The 21,040-nt window shown below is 32.7% G+C and carries 18 protein-coding genes and 3 pseudogenes; 14 read left to right on the top strand and 7 right to left on the bottom strand.

All coding sequences use genetic code 11. The annotated features are described in order from the left end of the window. Nucleotides 1-337: 337 nt before the first annotated feature. A complete protein-coding gene (locus LOK41_RS14115) occupies nt 338-916 on the top strand; it encodes a dienelactone hydrolase family protein (protein ID WP_241817089.1) in 579 nt (192 codons plus the stop codon). Between the two features lie 809 nt (nt 917-1,725). On the opposite strand, the gene LOK41_RS14110 is transcribed toward LOK41_RS14115, so the two are convergent. Together LOK41_RS14110 and LOK41_RS14105 are read right to left on the bottom strand one after the other, a co-directional pair. After that, nucleotides 1,726-2,199, bottom strand: coding sequence for a DUF2178 domain-containing protein (locus LOK41_RS14110; protein ID WP_241817088.1), 474 nt, complete (start codon nt 2,197-2,199; stop codon nt 1,726-1,728). After that, nucleotides 2,192-2,410, bottom strand: a complete 219-nt coding sequence (locus tag LOK41_RS14105; protein ID WP_241817087.1) for a helix-turn-helix transcriptional regulator — start codon at nt 2,408-2,410, stop codon at nt 2,192-2,194. Before LOK41_RS14105 ends, LOK41_RS14110 begins: the two co-directional genes overlap by 8 nt. 135 nt (nt 2,411-2,545) lie before the next feature. On the opposite strand from LOK41_RS14105, the pseudogene LOK41_RS14100 reads away from it, so the two are divergent. The 3 genes and pseudogenes from LOK41_RS14100 to LOK41_RS14090 all read left to right on the top strand — a co-directional run. Next, a pseudogene (locus tag LOK41_RS14100) lies at nt 2,546-2,710 on the top strand (IS6 family transposase); the annotation flags it as partial. 120 nt (nt 2,711-2,830) lie between these two features. Then, on the top strand, nt 2,831-4,267 hold the full coding sequence (locus tag LOK41_RS14095; RefSeq protein WP_241817086.1) for an IS4 family transposase: 1,437 nt from the start codon (nt 2,831-2,833) through the stop codon (nt 4,265-4,267). 413 nt (nt 4,268-4,680) lie between these two features. Next, nucleotides 4,681-5,286: a PRK06770 family protein gene (locus LOK41_RS14090; RefSeq protein ID WP_241817085.1), complete on the top strand. Its 606-nt coding sequence runs from the start codon at nt 4,681-4,683 to the stop codon at nt 5,284-5,286. Nucleotides 5,287-5,536: 250 nt separating this feature from the next. Here LOK41_RS14090 and LOK41_RS14085 read toward each other — a convergent pair. Together LOK41_RS14085 and zwf are read right to left on the bottom strand one after the other, a co-directional pair. Next, nucleotides 5,537-5,730 (bottom strand): annotated as a pseudogene (locus tag LOK41_RS14085) (cyclase family protein); the annotation flags it as partial. Beyond that, nucleotides 5,717-7,237: a glucose-6-phosphate dehydrogenase gene (gene zwf / locus LOK41_RS14080; protein WP_241817084.1), complete on the bottom strand. Its 1,521-nt coding sequence runs from the start codon at nt 7,235-7,237 to the stop codon at nt 5,717-5,719. The pseudogene LOK41_RS14085 and the gene zwf, both read right to left, overlap by 14 nt. A gap of 239 nt (nt 7,238-7,476) precedes the next feature. Between zwf and LOK41_RS14075 the strand changes: the two genes are divergently transcribed. From LOK41_RS14075 to LOK41_RS14060, 4 genes are all read left to right on the top strand, one after another. After that, entirely contained in the window at nt 7,477-8,361 is an 885-nt protein-coding gene (locus LOK41_RS14075) for a GNAT family N-acetyltransferase (protein ID WP_241817083.1), read from the top strand. 100 nt (nt 8,362-8,461) lie between these two features. Continuing rightward, a complete protein-coding gene (locus tag LOK41_RS14070; protein ID WP_241817082.1) occupies nt 8,462-9,064 on the top strand; it encodes a DUF1349 domain-containing protein in 603 nt (200 codons plus the stop codon). Between the two features lie 251 nt (nt 9,065-9,315). Then, nucleotides 9,316-11,070, top strand: a complete 1,755-nt coding sequence (locus LOK41_RS14065; RefSeq protein ID WP_241817081.1) for an ABC transporter ATP-binding protein — start codon at nt 9,316-9,318, stop codon at nt 11,068-11,070. Continuing rightward, nucleotides 11,063-12,859 carry an ABC transporter ATP-binding protein gene (locus LOK41_RS14060; RefSeq protein WP_241817080.1) on the top strand — a complete coding sequence of 599 codons (1,797 nt, stop codon included), beginning with the start codon at nt 11,063-11,065 and terminating at the stop codon, nt 12,857-12,859. The genes LOK41_RS14065 and LOK41_RS14060 overlap by 8 nt, the downstream gene beginning before the upstream one ends. 222 nt (nt 12,860-13,081) lie before the next feature. Here the strand turns inward: LOK41_RS14060 and LOK41_RS14055 are convergent, their stop codons facing one another. Together LOK41_RS14055 and LOK41_RS14050 are read right to left on the bottom strand one after the other, a co-directional pair. Next, nucleotides 13,082-13,231 carry a hypothetical protein gene (locus tag LOK41_RS14055; RefSeq protein ID WP_241817079.1) on the bottom strand — a complete coding sequence of 50 codons (150 nt, stop codon included), beginning with the start codon at nt 13,229-13,231 and terminating at the stop codon, nt 13,082-13,084. A gap of 561 nt (nt 13,232-13,792) precedes the next feature. Beyond that, nucleotides 13,793-14,407 (bottom strand): annotated as a pseudogene (locus tag LOK41_RS14050) (cupin domain-containing protein). A 263-nt stretch (nt 14,408-14,670) separates the two neighbouring features. Between LOK41_RS14050 and LOK41_RS14045 the strand changes: the two are divergent. The 5 genes from LOK41_RS14045 to LOK41_RS14025 all read left to right on the top strand — a co-directional run bounded on the left by LOK41_RS14045 (nt 14,671) and on the right by LOK41_RS14025 (nt 19,914). Next, on the top strand, nt 14,671-14,979 hold the full coding sequence (locus LOK41_RS14045; RefSeq protein ID WP_241817078.1) for a luciferase domain-containing protein: 309 nt from the start codon (nt 14,671-14,673) through the stop codon (nt 14,977-14,979). Between the two features lie 241 nt (nt 14,980-15,220). Then, the gene (locus LOK41_RS14040; protein ID WP_241817077.1) at nt 15,221-15,724 is read left to right on the top strand and encodes a GNAT family N-acetyltransferase; all 504 of its coding nucleotides are present in this window, start codon (nt 15,221-15,223) and stop codon (nt 15,722-15,724) included. 238 nt (nt 15,725-15,962) lie between these two features. After that, the gene (locus LOK41_RS14035) at nt 15,963-17,603 is read left to right on the top strand and encodes a family 14 glycosylhydrolase (RefSeq protein ID WP_241817076.1); all 1,641 of its coding nucleotides are present in this window, start codon (nt 15,963-15,965) and stop codon (nt 17,601-17,603) included. Between the two features lie 140 nt (nt 17,604-17,743). Continuing rightward, nucleotides 17,744-19,027 (top strand): phytoene desaturase family protein, encoded by a 1,284-nt coding sequence (locus LOK41_RS14030; RefSeq protein ID WP_241817075.1) that lies wholly within the window; start codon nt 17,744-17,746, stop codon nt 19,025-19,027. 17 nt (nt 19,028-19,044) lie between these two features. Then, entirely contained in the window at nt 19,045-19,914 is an 870-nt protein-coding gene (locus LOK41_RS14025) for a sigma-70 family RNA polymerase sigma factor (RefSeq protein WP_241817074.1), read from the top strand. Nucleotides 19,915-19,968: 54 nt separating this feature from the next. On the opposite strand, the gene LOK41_RS14020 is transcribed toward LOK41_RS14025, so the two are convergent. Further along, a complete protein-coding gene (locus LOK41_RS14020) occupies nt 19,969-20,127 on the bottom strand; it encodes a hypothetical protein (RefSeq protein WP_174099702.1) in 159 nt (52 codons plus the stop codon). A gap of 318 nt (nt 20,128-20,445) precedes the next feature. On the opposite strand from LOK41_RS14020, the gene LOK41_RS14015 reads away from it, so the two are divergent. Further along, complete coding sequence (locus tag LOK41_RS14015) at nt 20,446-21,027, top strand: O-methyltransferase (protein WP_375335749.1); 582 nt, start codon at nt 20,446-20,448, stop codon at nt 21,025-21,027. Nucleotides 21,028-21,040 lie beyond the last annotated feature (13 nt).

The raw sequence follows: 21,040 nt of genomic DNA, 5'->3' as shown, positions 1-21,040 counted from the left end.
TTGCCGTGCCCCTAGAATGAGTATACTGAGAGTATGTTTTGTTTAAATTTTTTTAGAAAAACCATACTAAAATCTGTTGGATAAGAAACCATTCTGATTATTCTTTTTTCAAAGTGGTTTCTTTTTTGTTTTCACTAAATAAGGATTCATATGTTAAGTGACAATAAAGTTGTTACATTTACAATAAAGTCGTTTAAAAACAAATAAAGTTTCTTTAAAAGACGGGATTGAATTGGGACTTTATTCCGTATTTTATTTTTTGATGTATAATAAAAATTACAATATTACGATGTTTTATTAGTACAATAAAGGGCAGAAAGGGAGTGTAAATTTACTAATGGAGTTAAAACAAAATGTTGAAAAATGTGTGATTTTACTTCACGAAATTTACGGAATCAATCAACATATTCGATATTATGCAGATTATTTTTTTCAAAATGGCTATGATGTATACATACCAAATCTATTAGGGAAAGATGTACCATATTCTTATGAAAATGAAGAAGTAGCCTATCATAATTTTAATCAAAATATTGGATTTGATGCTGTACTTCAACAAATAAAGAAACTCATACGTGATGTTGAACAGTCTTATAATAAAATTCAGATTGTTGGTTTTAGTATAGGGGCAACTGTTGGTTGGCTATGTAGTGATGAGCCATCAATTCAAAAGGTAATTGGTTTTTATGGTTCTCGTATTAGACAATATATAGAAATTGAACCAAAAGCTGAAGTTGTTTTATTGTATGGCGATAAAGAAAAGTCCTTTGAACCAAAAGAATTGAAAAAAGTGTTAGAACAAAAAAGTAATGTGTTTATTGAAATTGTAGAAGCAGAGCATGGTTTTGCAGACCCTTTTTCTAGTAAGTATCAAGAAGAAATAACAAAACACATTATTGAACGTTATTTATTATAAATGGGGGCTATGTTAAACGATGCGCTTTCCGAAATGAAACAACTTTATTATTCATTTAAATGAACGACAGCAACAAATAAAACGTATTTTTTATCAACTTTAAAACCACCTACTAAATTAACTTGTAGGTGGTTTTTGCATCTCTAAGTATATAATTAAACAACTTTAATATCTTTTCACATCATAAATCATTTTTGCGTAAACCTTATTCTAATGTTGGTTTGAAACAAAGGTGAACTGTTTATAAAAATGATGAACCGAAATCTATCTGTGATTTCGATTTTTTTCTTATTGAGCTAACAGAGAAGATTAATTAATAAATCAAGGTAAATGTGGTATTGTTGTGATATTAGTTTAAAAACAAGGAGCTGTTAAAATGACATATCAGTTCGTTTTAACATTTATTGTTACTTTTGTATTTATAGGAGTTATCGGCTTTATAGTTAATACCTACTTGTTTAAAGGAAAAAAACAAGGGAAAAGGGTTTGTCATCTACCTTGTTCAAAGTTTTATAATTGCAGTTCTTCTTACTTGGTTTCTCTAGAGGTTAATCAATTAACAGGTGCTGTAGTTTAACAATCAACACAAAAAACGATTAAACTTTTTTATAAAAAATTAAGTTGTTAGAATATTTTAAGAGCCTGTTTTGATCAATCTTTTTTCAAAATAGGCTCTTTCTTTTTGTTCGTTTATCAAGGACATTTGCATTAATTTGAACAAACTCTATTCTAAAGCAACAAAAATAATATTGCTATATACCAGTATCAGCTAAAAAGAAACCTTCTTGCTTTTGCAAGAAGGTTCCACTTTACGTTATTTTATTTCGATATAAAGACAAATGAAAAACTGTTATTTGAATAAAGAAAACACTAAATATAATATATAAGGGATATCCTGGAATATATATATTGAAGATAGGAGAAAAAGTTAAAAGTCCCATCGCGGGAATTAACACATACCAAAGTGAAACAAATGTTGCACGACAAGCTCTTTCAGTAATTAACTTTTCACGTTCATCTTCTTGTGGGAACAATAACGGATACATCCAATATGAAAGGGCCTTATATTTCTTCTTCTGCACTTTATAGAAAACAGTCGTTACAATGGCTACAACTAATAGTAATACGCCTGGTGTGATATTTACCGATACTTCAAATGGTACCTTCTTAGCTTCAATGGTATTGGCAATTGCTATAACTCCGTAATACAATTCAATGAACGCCCAACATGCTAATGCCATAATAAGTACATTAATCGCATAAGAAACCATCAATCTATTCATCCTCTTCGCCCTCCTTATTTAAAACGAACACATCTTCCATCTTCAAATCAAACACATCACAAATTGTCAATGCTAGTAATAATGAAGGGACGTAGTCCCCTTTTTCAATTGCTGCGATCGTTTGTCTCGTCACTCCAACTTTTTCAGCTAATACACTTTGTGTAAAATTAAAACGAGCTCTTAATTCTTTTACTTTGTTAAAAATGGTCAAGTTCACCACCCCTTACCTTCATTGTATACTACACTTAACAAAATGTAAAATTAATTTAACATTCATTCCGCAAAAAATCCAACTTTACAATAAGTGAAGCTACACTTTAAGAACAGAAAACGAGGGAAATCACAAATGGGATATTTTAAAGAAAAACAGTTTAATAAAGATATTATTTTAATAGCTGTTGACTACTACTGTCGTTTTTCATTAAGCTATCATGATGCCTCTGAAATTTCAAACGAATGTGGCATCTCAATTCCTCTAACAATTATCATACGTTGGGTTCATGAATACGGAAAATGTTAATACTAGGAGTGGGCCCATCACATAGCCAGTAAACTAAGATAAATTTGTATCCATACAGCGAAAAAACAGCTATTCTTTTTGTAGAAATATACAGAAAGGATGGCATTTTTTATGAATCTTTCGATTCAAGATGAACTCCAATTATTTGCTGAGGAATTATACCAATATTTTACTCCTTCATTTTTAGAAAGTCTTGCTAAAGAATTAGGTTTTGTACAACGAAAACGTAAGTTTTCGGGTCAGGATTTAGCTACTATCTGTGTCTGGATTAGTCAACGGGTAGCGAGTGATTCTTTAGTGCGACTATGTAGTCAACTTCATGCTGCTACAGGAACGCTTATGAGTCCGGAAGGGCTCAATAAACGTTTCAATAAAAAAGCTGTTTGCTTTTTAAAACATATTTTCTCTGCATTATTAAAAAATAAAATTTGTGAAACATCAGTGATTCCAAGCTCTTCAATCGCTTATTTTCAACGAATTCGTATTTTAGATGCAACGATTTTTCAGGTGCCAAAACATTTAGCTAGTGTGTATCCTGGATCAGGTGGTTGTGCACAAACAGCGGGTATAAAAATTCAATTAGAATATGATTTACATAGTGGACAGTTTTTAAATTTTCAAGTTGAACCAGGAAAAAATAATGATAAGACCTTTGGAACAGAGTGTTTAGCGACATTACGACCTGGCGATCTATGTATTCGAGATTTAGGCTATTATTCACTGGATGATTTAGATCAAATGGACCAACGTGGCGTGTATTATATATCGCGGCTCAAACTAAACAATAGGGTGTATATCAAAAATGAATTTCCTGAATACTTTCGAAATGGGACAATAAAAAAACAGTCCCAGTACATCAAAGTTGATTTAGAACACATTATGGATACCCTAAAATCAGGACAGGTCTATGAAATAAAGGATGCTTATATTGGAAAGGATAAAAAACTATTCACTCGAGTCATTATGTATCGATTAACAGAAAAACAACTTCGTGAGCGTATGAAAAAACAAGTGTATACGGAAAGTAAAAAGGGCATTACATATTCAGAAAGAAGCAAACGATTAGCTGGCATGAACCTATATGTTACCAACACACCTTGGGAGATTGTCCCGATGGAACAAATCCATGATTTTTACTCTCTCCGCTGGCAAGTTGAAATCATCTTTAAAACTTGGAAATCCTTATTTCAAATTCATCATTTGCAAAATATTAAACAAGAGCGATTAGAATGCCATGTTTATGGAAAACTTATCGCTATTTTTCTATGTTCTTCTACTATGTTTAAGATGAGACAATTAATTTTACAAAAGAAGAAAAGAGAATTAAGCGAATATAAAGCCATCGGAATGATTAAAGACCATCTATACATTCTGTATCAAGCTATACAGCAAAACACCCAAGAAATAATAAAGATCCTAATCCGTCTGTTCCACCTCCTACAGAAGAACGGACGGAAATCTCATCGATATGAGAAGAAAACAATCTTTGATATTTTGGGTGTTGTCTATAAGTATAGTGGATTGAGAAAACAAAAGAAAGCTGCATAATTTTTAAAAACGATACCTATCTAGGTTTATTTGGTATACTCATTTTTAAGAACGCAAAATATTTTAAGGTTTTTTTCGTTTATATGAACGAAAGTTCATTGTATTTCCGCTCTTAAGTTGATGGACATGTGGTTTAGATAAAGTTAATCGCATTTTGCGAAAAGAGATAAGGTGTGGAAAATTCTTATTTGAATGTTAGAAAATTATAATCTTTTTACAGAATAATCTTGCAATATGAAACTGAATAGAAATACAATAAAAGGAAAAACGGGAAAAAAACTAATAAAATAATACTTTTGAGGGAGAATTTTGATGAAAAAAGCATCTTCAACGAATCATTTATAATGAGTTATTAAAAACCGAAATAAGTAGAAAGAAAATGCATGATAGAATGTTGGGAGGATATGTGTTAAATGAAAACACTATTAAAAATATTAGGGATAATTGCTGGAATGGCAGTAATCGGTGTGGCACTAACTTATGGAATCTTATACTATCTCAATAATAGTAAGCCAACTGCTAAAAAAACACCAATTGCGGCTCCAGCAGTAGAAGTATTAGCTGATAGTAAAGTAAAAGCAGAAAATGCAAAACTGTTAGAGAATGGGAATTACTCATTACCAAATAGTGATTTTAATAAAGACTTTAAGTGGACTGATGAAAAAATGCAAATTGCATTACATGAAATGGCACATCAAAAAGTGAAAGCAGATCAAAAATGGGGTTATATTTTTATAACACAAGAACGAATTGAAAGTTTAATAGAGATTGTTAAGAATGGTAATTTGAATCAAAAAAAAGCATATATAGATATTTTAGAAAGATGGAAACAAGGGGAATATAAGAAAGTTGATGCCGATCATAATACGATTTGGAAATTACAAAGCGGTAATCTTGGTGAAGGTAAGGGCGTAATGTCACAAGATGAACAGAAAGAGTTGGTTAATAAACTCTTCATGCAAAAAGAGACATTTTCGGGAAGTACGTTAATAGCAAGTGGCGAACAAAGGGAAAAATAACTTATAAAGTATACATAATCATGTTGAAAAGATTACATTGTTGTAGGCCTTGTAATGAATTCGGCGGACATGCGGTAGAAAAAAGCGATAAACAATGAGTTATCATCACAAAGGAGTCGAAAAATCTTTTCTACATAAAAACAACCTCGTTCTTATAAGAGCGAGGTTGTTTATTACTTATTTCTCTATTCGCGGACAAGAATATAAAAGTGAAGAAGTTAGGGAGGCGATCATGACCTGTAACACTCCCAATACTTTCAAAGGTCGCTCCTTCAATAATCATATGTAAAGATTAATATGTGTACCTGTACGGACGTCAAATTTGATACGTGACTCGGTAACGTGCGCATTTGTTATTCTTGAAAACTGTGTTTGTTTTTTAGGCTTATTTTTGTAAACAGTCATTCCTTCAAATAGAGGGACTGTAATATCATATATTTTCATTGTAGCTTTCTCCTGTCAAATGAGAGGTTATCGTTGGCCACCAATGAAAACCATCTTTTTCTAATAAAGCATCAGATTCTTTAGGACCCATTGAGCCGGATTCATAGTTAGGAAAATGTTTAGCTGATTTATTACTCCAAACATTTGAGATTGTATCAACGAATTTCCAAGAAAGGGATACTTCATCCCAATGAGTAAAGTTAGTTGAATCACCACGCATACAATCGTATAGAAGTATTTCATATGCTTCCGGTGTATTCATTTTATCCATACAGTTATTACAATAACTTAATTGTATAGGTGTCGAAGTAGTACCACTATCAGTTTTTTGTGCATTTAAATGAAGTGTGATACCTTCTTCTGGTTGAATATGAATGACTAATAAATTAGGATGAACTTTTTTTTCCTTATTAAAATATAGATTCATTGGTAAATTTTTGAATTGTATGACAATCTCGGTTGATTTTTCTTGCATACGTTTCCCAGTTCGAATATAGAAAGGAACGCCTGACCATCTGAAATCTTCAATCATTAGCTTACCAGCAACAAATGTTTCCGTATTTGATTCTGAATTTACTGCGTTTTCTTCACGGTAACTAATTACTTTTTGCTCGTCTACGATTCCTGATCCGTATTGTCCCCTTACAAAATCACGTTCTACCGTCTCTTCTGAAAGTGGTTGTAAAGCACGAAGTACTTTCACTTTTTCACTTCGAATTTCATTTGCAGTTAGCTTGATTGGTGGTTCCATTGCAAGGAGTGCTACCATTTGTAACATATGATTTTGAACCATATCACGTAGTGCGCCTGAATCTTCGTAATAGCGGCCGCGCTCTTCTACTCCTAAAGTTTCACTTGAAGTAATTTGGATGTTCGCTATATACTGATTGTTCCAAAGAGGTTCAAAAATCGCATTCGCAAATCGAATAACTTTAATGTTTTGAACCATTTCTTTCCCTAAATAGTGGTCAATACGATAAATTTGATCTTCTGTGAAGGCATGACGAATTTGATCATTTAATGCTTGTGCTGATTCATAATCATGTCCAAATGGTTTTTCAATTACTAAACGAATCCAACCTTCCGTTGAAGTTAGCCCTTCTGATTTTAAATTTGTAGCAATTGTGCCAAAAAAATCAGGAGCCATAGCTAAATAAAACATACGATTTCCTTCAGTAGCATACTTTCCATCTAGAGTGCTTAACAAACTGTTTAGCTCCTGATAAGAAGATAAATTTGTTACATCAAAAGGATGATAATAGAAATGGGAAGCGAATGTATCATGAGTCATATTTTTCTCTTGTAAATTGTGAATAGATTGTTTAACATTCTCACGAAATTCCTCATTAGATAATGGCCTTCTTGCCACACCAACAACGGCAAAATTTTCGGAGATTTTCCCTTGTCGAAAGAGCCTGAAAAGAGAAGGGAATAATTTGCGATTTGCTAAATCGCCTGTCGCACCAAAAATAACGATAATACATTTAGGGGTAGTATAATTTTCCATAGTTAAATAGCCCTCACTTTTTACGAAATTAGCTCTCACTTAGTATGTTGATTATTGAATAATACATGTAAGAGCAATATAAAATAATTTTTATTGGAAGTTGTATTCGCAGTTATCTTGAAAATCTTAACTTATTTTGGTATATTTTGTGAGGGTATGTTGACCTGAAAGAAACTTCTTTCATTTAAACACAATAGAAAACGATTACACTAATAGGAATGAACTTATGGAGGAACAATATGGGGAATCTTATTCTTTCTGAAAACTTTTTTGTGGAAGAACCGAAAAAGGAATTGTTGTTTCAATTATTTGAAGAGGTGTTTCATATTCCTGTTCAAACGTTACAAAATTTTGAGTCCAATGGATTTTGGGACAATACATACAAACCTTTTTCCTATTTACAAGAAGGTCAAGTAATAGCAAATGTATCTATGTTTGCGCTACCAATGTTAGTAAATGGAGAGAAAATTCATGCTGCTGGTATTCAATCTGTCATGACACATCCAGAATATCGTAGAAAAGGCTTGATGAAGCAGCTATTTTGTAAAGTATTACAAGAAATAGATACAAAATATGAATGTGCAATATTATTTACAGAGAAGCCGGAATTATATGAGTCATTTGGTTTTCGAGTCGTACAAGAACATCTGATGACATTATCTTATGATAATAAGCAACCTTGTTCATCTTCACTTCGAAAATTAAACTTTCATGTTGAAAAAGATATGCGACTAATAAAAGAAATAATGGAGAACTCTCAACAGCTTTCAATGGAATTTTCCACACTAAACTATCAGTCTTCTTTTTATTTTAATATGTACGATACGAAATGGAATGGAAAACTATACTATTCAGAGAAGTTAGACGCATTGATTGTATATGAAGTGAAAGATAAAGTGCTACATTTATTTGGGATTTTTGCACAAATTATGCCGATTTTAGATGAAATATGTGCTGAAATAGCTGAATCATTTACAGCGATTGTATTTTACTTTTATCCTGATGAACTAGGGATAGAAGCGGTAACATGTAAAGAGTTTCAACCTGAAACATACTTGATGATTCGCGGTGGTGAAAAGATTAATTTTAAAGGATATAAATTTCCAATTGCAACTGAATTTTAACCCCCCCAATCGCCATTAGTAGATTCTTTATGATTGGATTGTAGCAAATAATCATGAGTGAATCATGAATGCTTAAGAAACATATTTTTATGGAGGTCCTATGAAAATATCCTATATACCAAATCATATGAAACAACTAAATATTATAAATGAACCAAAATATTATGAGATACAAGAAAAAACTTTTATCGTTCATTCGAAAGAAGAAACCGATTTTTGGTTAAAAACACACTATGGATTCGAGATAATGAATGGACATGTTTTTTATGAAGAACTGTCTACAGATTTTGTAGCTGAAGTATCATTACGTATGGACCCTAAATCTACATACGACCAAGCAGGACTTTTTGTTATGTTATCGGAGAAGTGTTGGTTAAAAACATCTCTTGAATATATTCCTGAAGGACCATCACATTTAGGTGGCGTTGTAACAAATAGTGGATATTCTGATTGGTCGACGCAAAATTTTTTGAATGAGCTTGTCAAACAACAGCTACATTTTCGAATAATTCGAAAGAAAGGTGACTATACGATTTATGTAAAGACTGAACAAATGGGTGATGAATGGGAACAGGTTCGAATTGCTCATCTTATAGAAGATCAGGGGAATTGTCCTATAAAAATAGGATTTTACACTTGTAGTCCATCACAAGGTAATGGTTTTGAAACAGAATTCATTAATTTTACAATTGAACATATATAATTGAGCTTGACCGCATTCTTTTATAATAGAATGCGTTTTTTTATGATTGTCTAGAAATAAGGAAGATGTATTTTCTATAAAGGTAAGGCGCATTGATTGACGGATGGAAGATTAATATTTATCATTTAATAATGTTAAATATTAATCTTTAGAATATAAATAGTAGTAATGGAAAAGTCCGTATGAATGAATAAAAAGAAGGTGGTATTTGAATTATAAACTGACAATTTCATAAGAAAAGGAGACAATGTATGAAATCATTCCGCAAATTGTTACAGTATTTAAAACCATACATGTTCTTCGCTATTATTGGACCACTGTTTATGGTACTTGAGGTTGCGATGGACTTAATTCAGCCGACGATTATGCAACATATTATTGACGTTGGAATTGCAAATCAAGATTTTCAGTATGTAATTAAAATGGGAATTCTGATGATAGGAGCAGCAGCACTTGGATTAATTGGTGGGCTTGGATGTATGATGTATTCTACGAAAGCGGCTGTTAACTTCGCGACGGATATAAGAAAGGACGTCTTTACAAAAATTGAGACGCTTTCTAGTGAAAATCGGGACTCATTTGGAACTGGAAAGTTATTAACAATTGTCACAAATGATATTACATCCATTCAAGCAGCTATGACGATGACACTTCGTGTTCTCGTTCGTGGCCCCTTATTATTTATGGGTAGTATCATTATTGTTTTTGTAACAGCAAAAGATTTATTTTCTATTTTACTTGTTGTTGTACCTATTCTTTTAGTTGCAATTATTTTCATCGCTGGGAATGCAAGCGGATCATTTAGAGGGGTTCAAGAAGCTTTAGATAAAGTAAATACAAAATTACAAGAAAACCTATCCGGTATCCGCGTTGTAAAGGCTTATGTAAGACAGAATCATGAAATTTCCCAGTTTGAAAAAGTAAATAAAAACTTAACATGCATCAACATTCGTGCGGTACAAATTGTTTCATTAATGATGCCGATCATTATGCTAGTTGTAAATGGTGGTATTGTAGCGACGTTATGGATAGGTGGCGTGAAAGTGTTTAACGGCACATTACAAGTTGGAGCAATTTTAGCGTTTATTAACTATTTAAATATTATATTAATGTCGCTTATGTCAATCAGTATGGTATTTATTCAAATTGCTCGTGCTTTCCCATCTGCTGATCGTGTACAACAAGTACTAGAGACGAAAGCTGATATTGAAAATGGAAAAAATGCGTATCAACCGGAGAAAGTAAATGGAAATATTGAGTTTAAGCATGTTAGTTACAGTTACAGCAAAAATGATGAATATGTTTTAAAAGATATTTCATTTACCGTAAGAAAAGGTGAAAAAGTAGGGATTATCGGTCCTACGGGAAGTGGGAAATCTACTTTAGTTAAATTACTTCCACGTTTATATGATGTTGATCAAGGAGCAATTTTTGTTGATGGTGTCAATGTCAAAGAGTACGATTTACCGGTGCTTCGTTCTTCAATTGGATTTGTTCCACAAAAGGCATTGCTGTTTTCAGGAAGTATTGAAGAAAATATGCGATATGGTAAAGAAGAAGCTACGCAAGGCGAAATAGAATCTGCATCAGAAGCTGCTTGTGCGACGGAGTTTATTCATAAACTTGAAAATACATATCAGTATAACTTAACGCAAGGCGCAACAAATCTTTCAGGTGGTCAAAAACAGCGTCTTTCTATCGCGAGAGCGCTTGTTCGAAAACCATCTATCCTTGTGCTAGACGATTCTACATCAGCTGTTGATGCAAAATCAGAAGGGATTATACAAGAAGCATTGAAAGAAGAACATACAGAAATGACAACATTTTTAATCGCCTCAAAAATATCATCTGTTATAGATGCTGATCAAATTCTCGTTTTAGATCACGGTGAATTAGTTGGAAGTGGGACACACGAACATTTAATAGCAACATGCGAAGTGTACCAAGATATATATCTTTCCCAAGGTGGTAGTTTACATCAAGAAGGAGGGAAAGAACATGCGTAATTTTCAAGGGCAGTTCGGAAATAAAGGTGGACGTAGCAATTCAAAATCAGGAAAACCAAAAGATACAAAAGGAACTGTAATGAGAATTTGGAACTATATGGGGTATCAAAAAGCAGCTCTTATGTTCGTTATTGTTCTTGTATTTGTTACAACATTACTTGGTTTATTAGGACCATATTATATGGGAGTTATTATTGATGAATATATCGTACCAAGAGATTTAAATGGGACAGCAAGAATGTGTATGCTTCTCATTGGGATTTATGGCATTACGGTATTATTAACGTGGCTACAAACATTCCTGATGGTTAATGTAGCATTAAAAACGATACAAAAAATACGGCAAGATATTTTTGAAAAAATCCAAACGCTTTCTCTTCGTTTCTTTGATGTTCGTTCACAGGGAGATTTAATGAGTCGCGTTACAAATGATATCGATAGTTTAAACCAAGCGTTAACACAAAGCGTCGTTCAAATCATTTCGTCTGCCTTAACATTTATCGGTGTGACAATCGCAATGTTTGCACTAGATTGGATTTTAGCAATTGTGACACTCATTACAGTACCAATTATGTTTTTGGTAACAAAAAAACTGGTTACATATAGTGGTAAAAATTTTGCGAAGCGTCAAAAAGATCTAGGAGAATTGAATGGTTTTATTGAAGAAGCAATTACAGGTGCAGATGTTATTACGCTATATGGAAAAGAAAAAGAAACAGTAAATAAATTCCATGTGGTCAATGAACAACTTAGAATTTCTGCTACAAAAGCTGATACATTTTCAGCGTTTATCTTCCCGAGTATGAACTTCATTAATAACTTAGGTATGGGACTTGTTATATTAGCAGGTGCCATTATGGTTTTAAATGGTATGACAACAGTTGGTGTCATCGCAGCGTTTATTAATTACTCTCGTCAATTTTCAAGACCACTTAGTCAGTTTGCAACGCTTATGAATACAATTCAAGCTGCAGTTGCTGGGGGAGAGCGCGTTTTTGAAATTATGGATGAGGTACCAGAAATTCAAAATAAAAAAGATGCAATTATTGTTGAGAAGCTAAAAGGAAATGTTTCTTTCGAACATGTATCATTTGGATATACGAAAGAAAAAGAAATTTTAAAAGATGTTAACTTACATGCGTATCCAGGAGAAACGATTGCACTTGTTGGACCAACGGGGTCAGGAAAAACAACAGTTATTAATTTGTTAACGCGTTTTTATGATATTCATAAAGGGCAAATTAAGATTGATGAGAAAGATATAAAAGATTACGATATTAGCTCTCTGCGGAGTAAAATAGGAGTCGTCTTGCAAGATACATATCTTTTCGCAGGTACAATTATGGATAATATTCGTTATGGACGACTAGATGCAAGTAATGAAGAAGTGATTGCGGCAGCAAAGGCAGCATCTGCACATTCATTTATTAAACATTTACCAAAGCAATATGAAACAGAAATTGCTTCAGAAGGGTCAAATTTAAGTCAAGGGCAAAAGCAATTGCTTGCAATTGCACGAGCAATCTTAACAGATGCAGACATTCTAATTCTTGATGAAGCTACATCTAACATTGATACAAGAACAGAACTTCAAATTCAATCTGGATTAAATTATTTGATGAAGGGACGTACGAGCTTTGTGATTGCTCATCGATTAAAAACGATTGAAAAAGCAGACCAAATTCTTGTTATTCAAGATGGAGAAATTATTGAGAGAGGCAATCATGAATCTTTAATTGAAAATCAAGGATTCTATTATGGATTGTATACGAGTCAGTTTAAGATTTAACTATAAATATTGATACAATGCTGTTTCTTATATAGGAGAAATCACATTTTATTATTTGCAAACCTTTGTGAATTTACATTTTTCCTTGATATATTCTATACATGTATTCTTTCATAGTTAATAACTATTTATGATTATCAAAAAAGAGCACCTGTTAAGGATGCTCTTTTTTGAGGTGTAATATATTACATAGTAAATTTGATTCTAAATAAAGCGGAAACTCTATTTGTTTTTACCGCAATTACATCCTTTTTTCTTTACATACCCTTGGCGATATAAGTCTTGTGATGATTGGTAATTGGAAGATTGTGAAGATGAAGTGCGGATATCTTTATTGCTAGAATCTTTGTTAGAATTGTACTCTTTATTCATGATACCATCACCTCCAGTTTGATATATATATATTATATGTGAATACTCTAGTAATCGTTACGATAGTTTAAAGTATATATTAATAGTGGCTAAACAATGAGTATATAATGAGAATTTATTATAAGAGTGTCATTAATTGTAATTCCTATTATAATATTGAAGAAATAATAGGAAGATTCTCGAAACCTAAAGCATTATGAATAATTTTGAAATGAGTAATGTTTTAACAAAATGTATGTATAATATATTACTTCAATCTATATATTTAGCAGAAGGGTAAAGGAAGTTACGTTGTGTTTAGCTTAGATACTTCAGGTAAATATAGAGTAATGAAAAAGATGAGTATATAAGATTTTTACAAAACAAAAAAATGTTTATGGAGTGGCTAAACATCTTTTTTTGTCTCTTAACACTTATTTTTAAACTGTAAATTAAAGTAACGTGCAATATTGTTTTAATAGGATATTAAAACAATATATACTTAAATATTCTCTGATCAACTGCATAAAGAATAACTTTACGATTTGGATCTGTTTATCCACTTCAAGGATATCTCGCCTATTAATACCCCCAAAACTGTTGTTGATAGTATGAAGGCTGCTGGGAATATGGTGCATGATACATTGTATCTCGGTTTTGATTTTGGATGCAGTTTGCTGGAGGACCAATTACTGTAGTTGATTGAATAGGGGATATTGCTTTCTTCCACTCTTGTTCATCGAGACAATAAGTATGAGACATTACATTTGATGGTGTCAGTCTTAAAATATCCGAACCAAATATAACTTCTGGTGTAGGAGCGTTAAAAATTGCTAATAAATGTGTACTGTCTACAGAGGCGATTTCATAATGCCACCAACCTTGGGGTACGTTGGCAACTTGACCTGGTTTAATAGGAAGATTAAGAATTTGATTTGTAAATGGGTTAAGTAAGGAAACGACAGCTGCTCCTGAAATACAGTAAACCAGTTCAGTAGCATTTTGATGTACATGAGGCTCTACGACATTACCAGTGCTTAGAAAAATATCTAATAAAGAAGTATTGTCTAATGTATTTAATTGTTTAATCCCAAGTACATTTATATAATTTTCTCCATCCTTTTAAAAAAAATTACTCGTACTTAAATCATGAGTGAAACGGACAGAGGGGGATGTGTAATCTATATAAGAAGTCATTTGTTGTTCCTGCCTTTCTGTTTTGAAATAGGATTAAGTATACAAACTAGGATATGAGTCTAGTTATTTTAGTGTGCAGTATTGATTATACGTATTCGTTTGAAATGAAGTTTTTATGTCGCTGTACATATAGTGGAAAAAATGTTTAATAAAGTAAAACATTAAACTATTTTCGTAAATCCATTCATACCTTTGAGTGATGTAACGTTTAAAGAGAAAAGGTATATTATTCTTACATCCAAATGATAAAGGAGTGAATGGTTATGTCATATAGTGAAATGATTAGAAAAGAAGTCCTGAGCTGGGAAGGTGTTTCTGAAAAGCCACATCGCTTTGGTGGTATTGAATTAAATTATAAAAAGAAAGAGTTAGGTCATCTTCATGGTGACAAATTAGCCGACCTTCCATTTCAAAAATCAAAACGGGATGAATTAGTAAATAAAGGATTAGTACAACCGCATCATGTATTACCTGAGTCAGGATGGATCAGTTATCATATAAAAAGTGAAGAGGATCTTCCGTTTCTCATTGAACTTTTTCGGATGCAGTATGATAGATTCGTAAAAAATTAGAGAAAAGTCGAGGTTGGTACTTCATTTACAAAATAACTAGGTATAAATGCCTAGTTATTTTTTTATGACAGAGGAATTCTGCTTATTTTTTGAGTCTAAAGTGTAAGAATAAATATGATACGTAAATACTTGAAATAAAAGAAAAAAACATTAGATTTATTACAATTCATGTTTGAATTGTATGTGAAAATTCAGTTAATATATGAAAAAATAGTATATTTACCAGGGGGATGAGTTGTTTATGAAAGAAGATATTAAGATTAGAAATGCAAAAATTAGTGATTTATCTAGCATAGTGGATATATACAATTCAACTATTTCAAGCAGAATGGTAACTGCTGATACAGAACCTGTTACTGTTACGAGCAGGGAACAATGGTTTCATGAACATTCACCTTCTTTTAGACCTCTATGGGTAATAGAATCTCAAGGAGAGATATGCGGATGGGTTAGTTTCCAATCCTTTTACGGTCGACCTGCTTATAATGGAACAGCTGAAATAAGTATATACATTCATCCAATGCATAGAGGTAGGGGGATAGGTAAATATATCATACAAAAAGTGTTAGATATTTGTCCGAAGCTCAAGATTAAAACATTATTAGCATTCATATTTGCTCATAATAAAGCTAGTCTTCAGTTATTTTCATGTTTTAATTTTGAAAAGTGGGCGCATTTGCCTAACGTTGCAGAATTAGATGGAATAGAAAGGGATTTAATCATTCTTGGTAAAAGGATTTCTTGATATTTGAGTGAAATATTATAAAAGTAGTGTAACAAGTTCAGCAAAAACGAGAAATGATATTTTTAGATCAAAGTGAATAATCTGTATTTGAATTTTAAAATAAACAAGTTAATTAACCTAGCTTGTTTATTTTAGTTTAATATTATGCAATATTTCATGCAAACGATTGCGTTTTTTGTTTATAATGAAAACGGATACATGTTTTTTATAAATTTAAAAAGAGAAAAGGAGAAAAGAGATGAAAAAACAGTTTCAATATTATTGTAGTGTCATTTTACCTGTCTTGATGTTATTTGTATCTCTATTCATTCCACAAGTAAGTTATGCGGCTGTAAATGGAAAAGGAATGAATCCGGATTATAAAGCTTACTTAATGGCACCATTAAAAAAGATTCCGGAAGTAACAAATTGGGAGACATTCGAAAATGATTTAAGATGGGCAAAACAAAATGGTTTTTATGCTATTACTGTTGATTTTTGGTGGGGAGATATGGAAAAAAACGGGGATCAGCAATTTGATTTTTCATACGCACAGCGTTTTGCTCAATCGGTAAGAGATGCAGGTATGAAAATGATACCTATTATTTCTACGCATCAGTGTGGTGGAAATGTTGGAGATGATTGTAATACACCAATTCCTTCATGGGTTTGGAATCAAAAAAATGATGATAGTCTTTACTTTAAATCTGAAACTGGAATCGTTAATAAAGAAACATTGAATCCACTTGCTTCAGATGTAATTCAAAAGGAATATGGTGAACTATATACAGCATTCGCAGCTGCTATGAAACCCTATAAAGATGTAGTTGCAAAGATATATTTATCTGGGGGGCCAGCTGGAGAGCTGAGATATCCTTCCTACACATCTGCTGATGGAAGCGGTTATCCATCACGTGGAAAGTTTCAAGCATATACAGAATTTGCAAAGTCAAAATTCCGTTCCTGGATATTAAATAAATATGGTTCCTTAAATGAAGTGAACAAAGCGTGGAGTACAAAACTTACTTCCGTTTCAGAAATTTTACCACCAAGTGATGGGGAACTGTTTCTAAAGAATGGATATAATTCTGTATATGGAAAAGATTATTTAGAATGGTATCAAGGTGTTTTAGAAAATCATACAAAATTAATTGGTGAATTGGCACACAATGCTTTTGATCCAAGTTTTCAAGTACCAATCGGCGCAAAGATTGCAGGAGTACATTGGCAATATAATAATCCAGTTATACCTCACGGAGCAGAAAGGCCAGCAGGCTATAATAATTATAGCCATTTACTCGATGCTTTCAAAAGTGCAAAGTTAGATGTAACATTTACTTGTTTAGAAATGACAGACAAAGGCAGTTATCCAGAATATTCAATGCCTAGAACATTAGTACAAGATATTGCAACATTAGCTAATCAAAAGGGAATTGTACTAAATGGTGAAAATGCTTTAAGTATAGGAAATGAGGCTGAGTATAACAGAGTTGCAGAAATGACCTTTAATTATAATTTCTCTGGATTTACGTTACTTCGTTATCAAGATGTAATGTACAGCAATTCATTAATGGGAAGATTTAAGGATTTATTAGGTGTGACCCCTGTTATGCAAACGATTGTAGTGAAAAATGCTCCTACAACAATAGGAGATACTGTTTATATTACTGGGAATCGTGCGGAATTAGGAAGTTGGGACACGAAACAATATCCAATTCAATTATATTATGATTCTCATAATAATGATTGGCGAGGAAATGTTGTATTGCCAGCTGAAAGAAATATAGAATTTAAAGCATTTATTAAAAGCAAAGATGGAACGGTCAAATCATGGCAAACAATACAACAAAGATGGAATCCGGTCCCACTGAAGACTACCTCTCACATCAGTTGGTGGTAATTATATTATGTAAACAAAAAGATCCTTTATCAGATAGTAAAGGATCTTTTTGTTTTTGAAGAAAAAATAAAATCTTCAAAGATGTCACATTCTGCTTTCTTCATCCGTCTTGTGTGTAGAACAATAAGGAGGGAATTTGTATGGAGAACTTTACTGTCGCAATTATAGGCGGGGGGCTTGCTGGATTAACAGCTTCGATTTATTTAGCTAGGGAAGGGAAAAAAGTGGTTGTATTAGAAAAATCAAATCGTTTTGGCGGAAGAGCAATGACTACGAATAAAAACGGCATTCTTATGAATCTTGGGGCACACGCTTTATATTGCGGAGGAGAAGCACTATCAACTTTTGAGGAACTTGGAATCAATATTCCAGGAGGTATACCTTCAACTACGGCGCATGGTATATGGAAAAATGATGTGTATACAGTGCCGACAGATTTTCGATCAATTTTATCTACACCATTACTCTCATGGTCTGCTAAAATACAATTTTCTCATTTGATGCTAAAGCTAGGTAAATTAGATTTGAATACAATTCCGAAAATAAGTTTGAGTGTATGGGCAGAACAAGAAATTAAAGATCCCATGGTAAGAAATGTGTTTTATGCATTATGCCGGACAACAACCTACACATATGCTCCGACAATACAGCTAGCATCTTCCGTATTAAAACAAATACAACGATCAATGAAAGAAGGAGTTTTTTATGTAGATGGTGGCTGGGAGACAATTATAACAAAACTAAGAGATGAAGCTATGAATGCTGGAGTCCAATTTATGACTAATAAAAATGTAGTTGAAATTGAACACTGTAATGATGTTCAAAGAATACGCTGTTCTGGTGATGAAATATTTGAAGTCTCTACGATTGTCATTACAATACCACCAAAAGAGGCTTGGAATATTGTAAAAGGTGCAAAAGATACAGCACTGCATATATGGAAAGAACAATCAGTACCAATTACAGTAGCCTCACTAGATCTTGCTTTAAGAAAATTACCTAATTCATTACATCAGTTTGCTTTAGGATTAGACCAACCTGTATTTTTTACGAATCAATCGAGAGCGGCTAAACTAAGCGGCGATGGAACTGTAGTAGTGGGATTGATAAAATATCATAATCCTACATTACAAGTTAGTAACTCTAATGACGATAAAATTATGTTAGAACATATAATGGATTTATTACATCCGAATTGGCAACAGGAATTAGTTGTAAAACAATATTTACCTAAAATAACGGTTGTTTATGATTTTCCTCATATTGGTCGTACTGAAAATCCAGGTCCTATTATTCCAGAAATGCCAGGGATATATGTGGCAGGAGATTGGGCTGGCCATGATGAATTATTAGCTGATGCTGCGGTTTCTAGTGGTAAACGAGCAGCACTACAAATTCTAGAACAAAGTAAAGTCATAAATTGAAAGAGGGTCATGCGAGTGTGGAAACGGAACAATTGTATCAAGTATATAAACCTTTATTATTTTCTTTAGCCTACCGTATGCTTGGGAGTGTTATGGATGCTGAAGATATTGTTCATGATACATTTCTTTCATTAAGTAGGATAGAAGATTTAGAGTCTGTTGATAATGTAAAAGCTTATTTGTGTAAAATGGTTACAAATCGTTCAATCGATAAATTACGTTCAGCGGTCCATAAACGAAATGTTTATGTTGGTATGTGGTTACCGGAACCAGTTGTTGACGAGAGTGATGACCCCTCAATGACATATATAATGAAGGAGTCTATGTCTACAGCATATCTTTTATTATTGGAACAGTTATCTGAAGTTGAACGGGCTGTATTTATATTACGAGAAGTTTTTGGTTACGATTATGATGAAATAGCATCAATCGTTGAAAAAAGTAGCGTGAATTGTCGTCAAATTTTTCACAGAGCTAGAAAGAGTATAGTAGATAAACCGAAAGCTTCAAAGTTAAGTACAAAGCAGATGGCCACATATGTAGAACAATTCGTTGCTTCGATACAGCGAGGAGACGTGCAGGCAATGCTAGAAATTTTAAAAACAGATGCGATATTGAAGTCAGATGGTGGAGGGAAGGTTACAACGGCTCTTAAACCAATTTACACTTCTGAAAGAATTGTACGCTTATTCTTAGGAATTACTAAGAAGTTGCTAGAAGAACACTCCATCACATTTAAAATGGTAAATGGTGTTCCAGGTATTATTGTCAGTTTAAATAATTGCGCTGTGTATGTAATTTCATTTGAATTTAAAGAGGGAAAAATATCATCTATTTATATGATGATGAATCCAGAGAAGCTTATGCATTTAAATCGGAATGTCTAGGATGGGAAAGACGCATTTTAAAAGAAATGCGTCTTTCATTTAAAATCATGTGATTTACTTCTCTAACATTTCAAGAGGAACATCTTTTTCACCTAATACCTCAAATTTGATTTCTCCGTCCTCTTCGTAAATACGTTTAATAATCGGTATAGTTATCATTTGCTTTTTATGCTGCTTACGTTTTCTAACAGCTTCTAAATTAATCACGTTCATGTTTAAAGCATCCTTTCCTATTTACAGTTATAAACAAAAGAAAATGCGTCCCAAAAGGGCGCTTCTTTAATGGAAAATACCGATTAAAAATGATTTTATAATTGCGTTTTGATTGTAAAATAATGTGAATGGAATAATTACACGTAGAAATTAACTTTACCAAAAAACGTAACAATATGCTACAAAAAAATTCGATTCTTTGTCTTATAACAGGAAAAGCGGATTCATTTAGCATATAATGAAAGGTAGACAAACATAATCGAGTTTCTCATCAATTTTGATCATTTATTAAATTTGCTTGGAAAGGCGATGAATAAAATGCATCATATAGAATCATTGTTGCTAGAACTTGAAAAATACGGAAAAAACTATGATCGAACAAAAGAAAAACGAGAAGAAAGGTTGAGAAATATTTCTCGAGAAATGGGACAGTTTTTATCCATTTTAGTGAAAGGATGTAGTGCTCAAAAGATATTAGAAATTGGGACATCGAATGGATACTCCACAATATGGCTTGCAAATGCTGTACAAGAAACAAATGGAGTCGTTACAACCGTGGAACTGTCTTCAGAACGTGTTGCAGAAGCGCTTGTGAATTTTCAAAAAGCCAATCTTAGGCACCGTATTGATATTCATAACCAGGAAGCTGGTGCATTTTTTGATGCACAAGTTAATCGGTCCTTTGACTTTATTTTCTTAGATTCAGAGCGTACGCAATACATGTGGTGGTGGGAAAATATAAAGCGTATATTAGAGCCTAAAGGATTTCTGGTAATTGATAATGCAATTTCACATACAGAAGAGTTAGCGGAATTTATTCAGATGATTGAAGAAGATGAGACATTTGAAACTGTGTTACTAGCTTTTCAAAAAGGAGCGTTTGTAGCAAGAAAAAAATGAAGAGATACAGTCA

Source organism: Bacillus sp. TL12 (assembly GCF_022625245.1).
Taxonomy (GTDB): Bacteria; Bacillota; Bacilli; order Bacillales; family Bacillaceae_G; genus Bacillus_A.
Note: the sequence above shows the minus strand (reverse complement) of the source record. Positions and strands in the feature narration are given on the sequence as shown.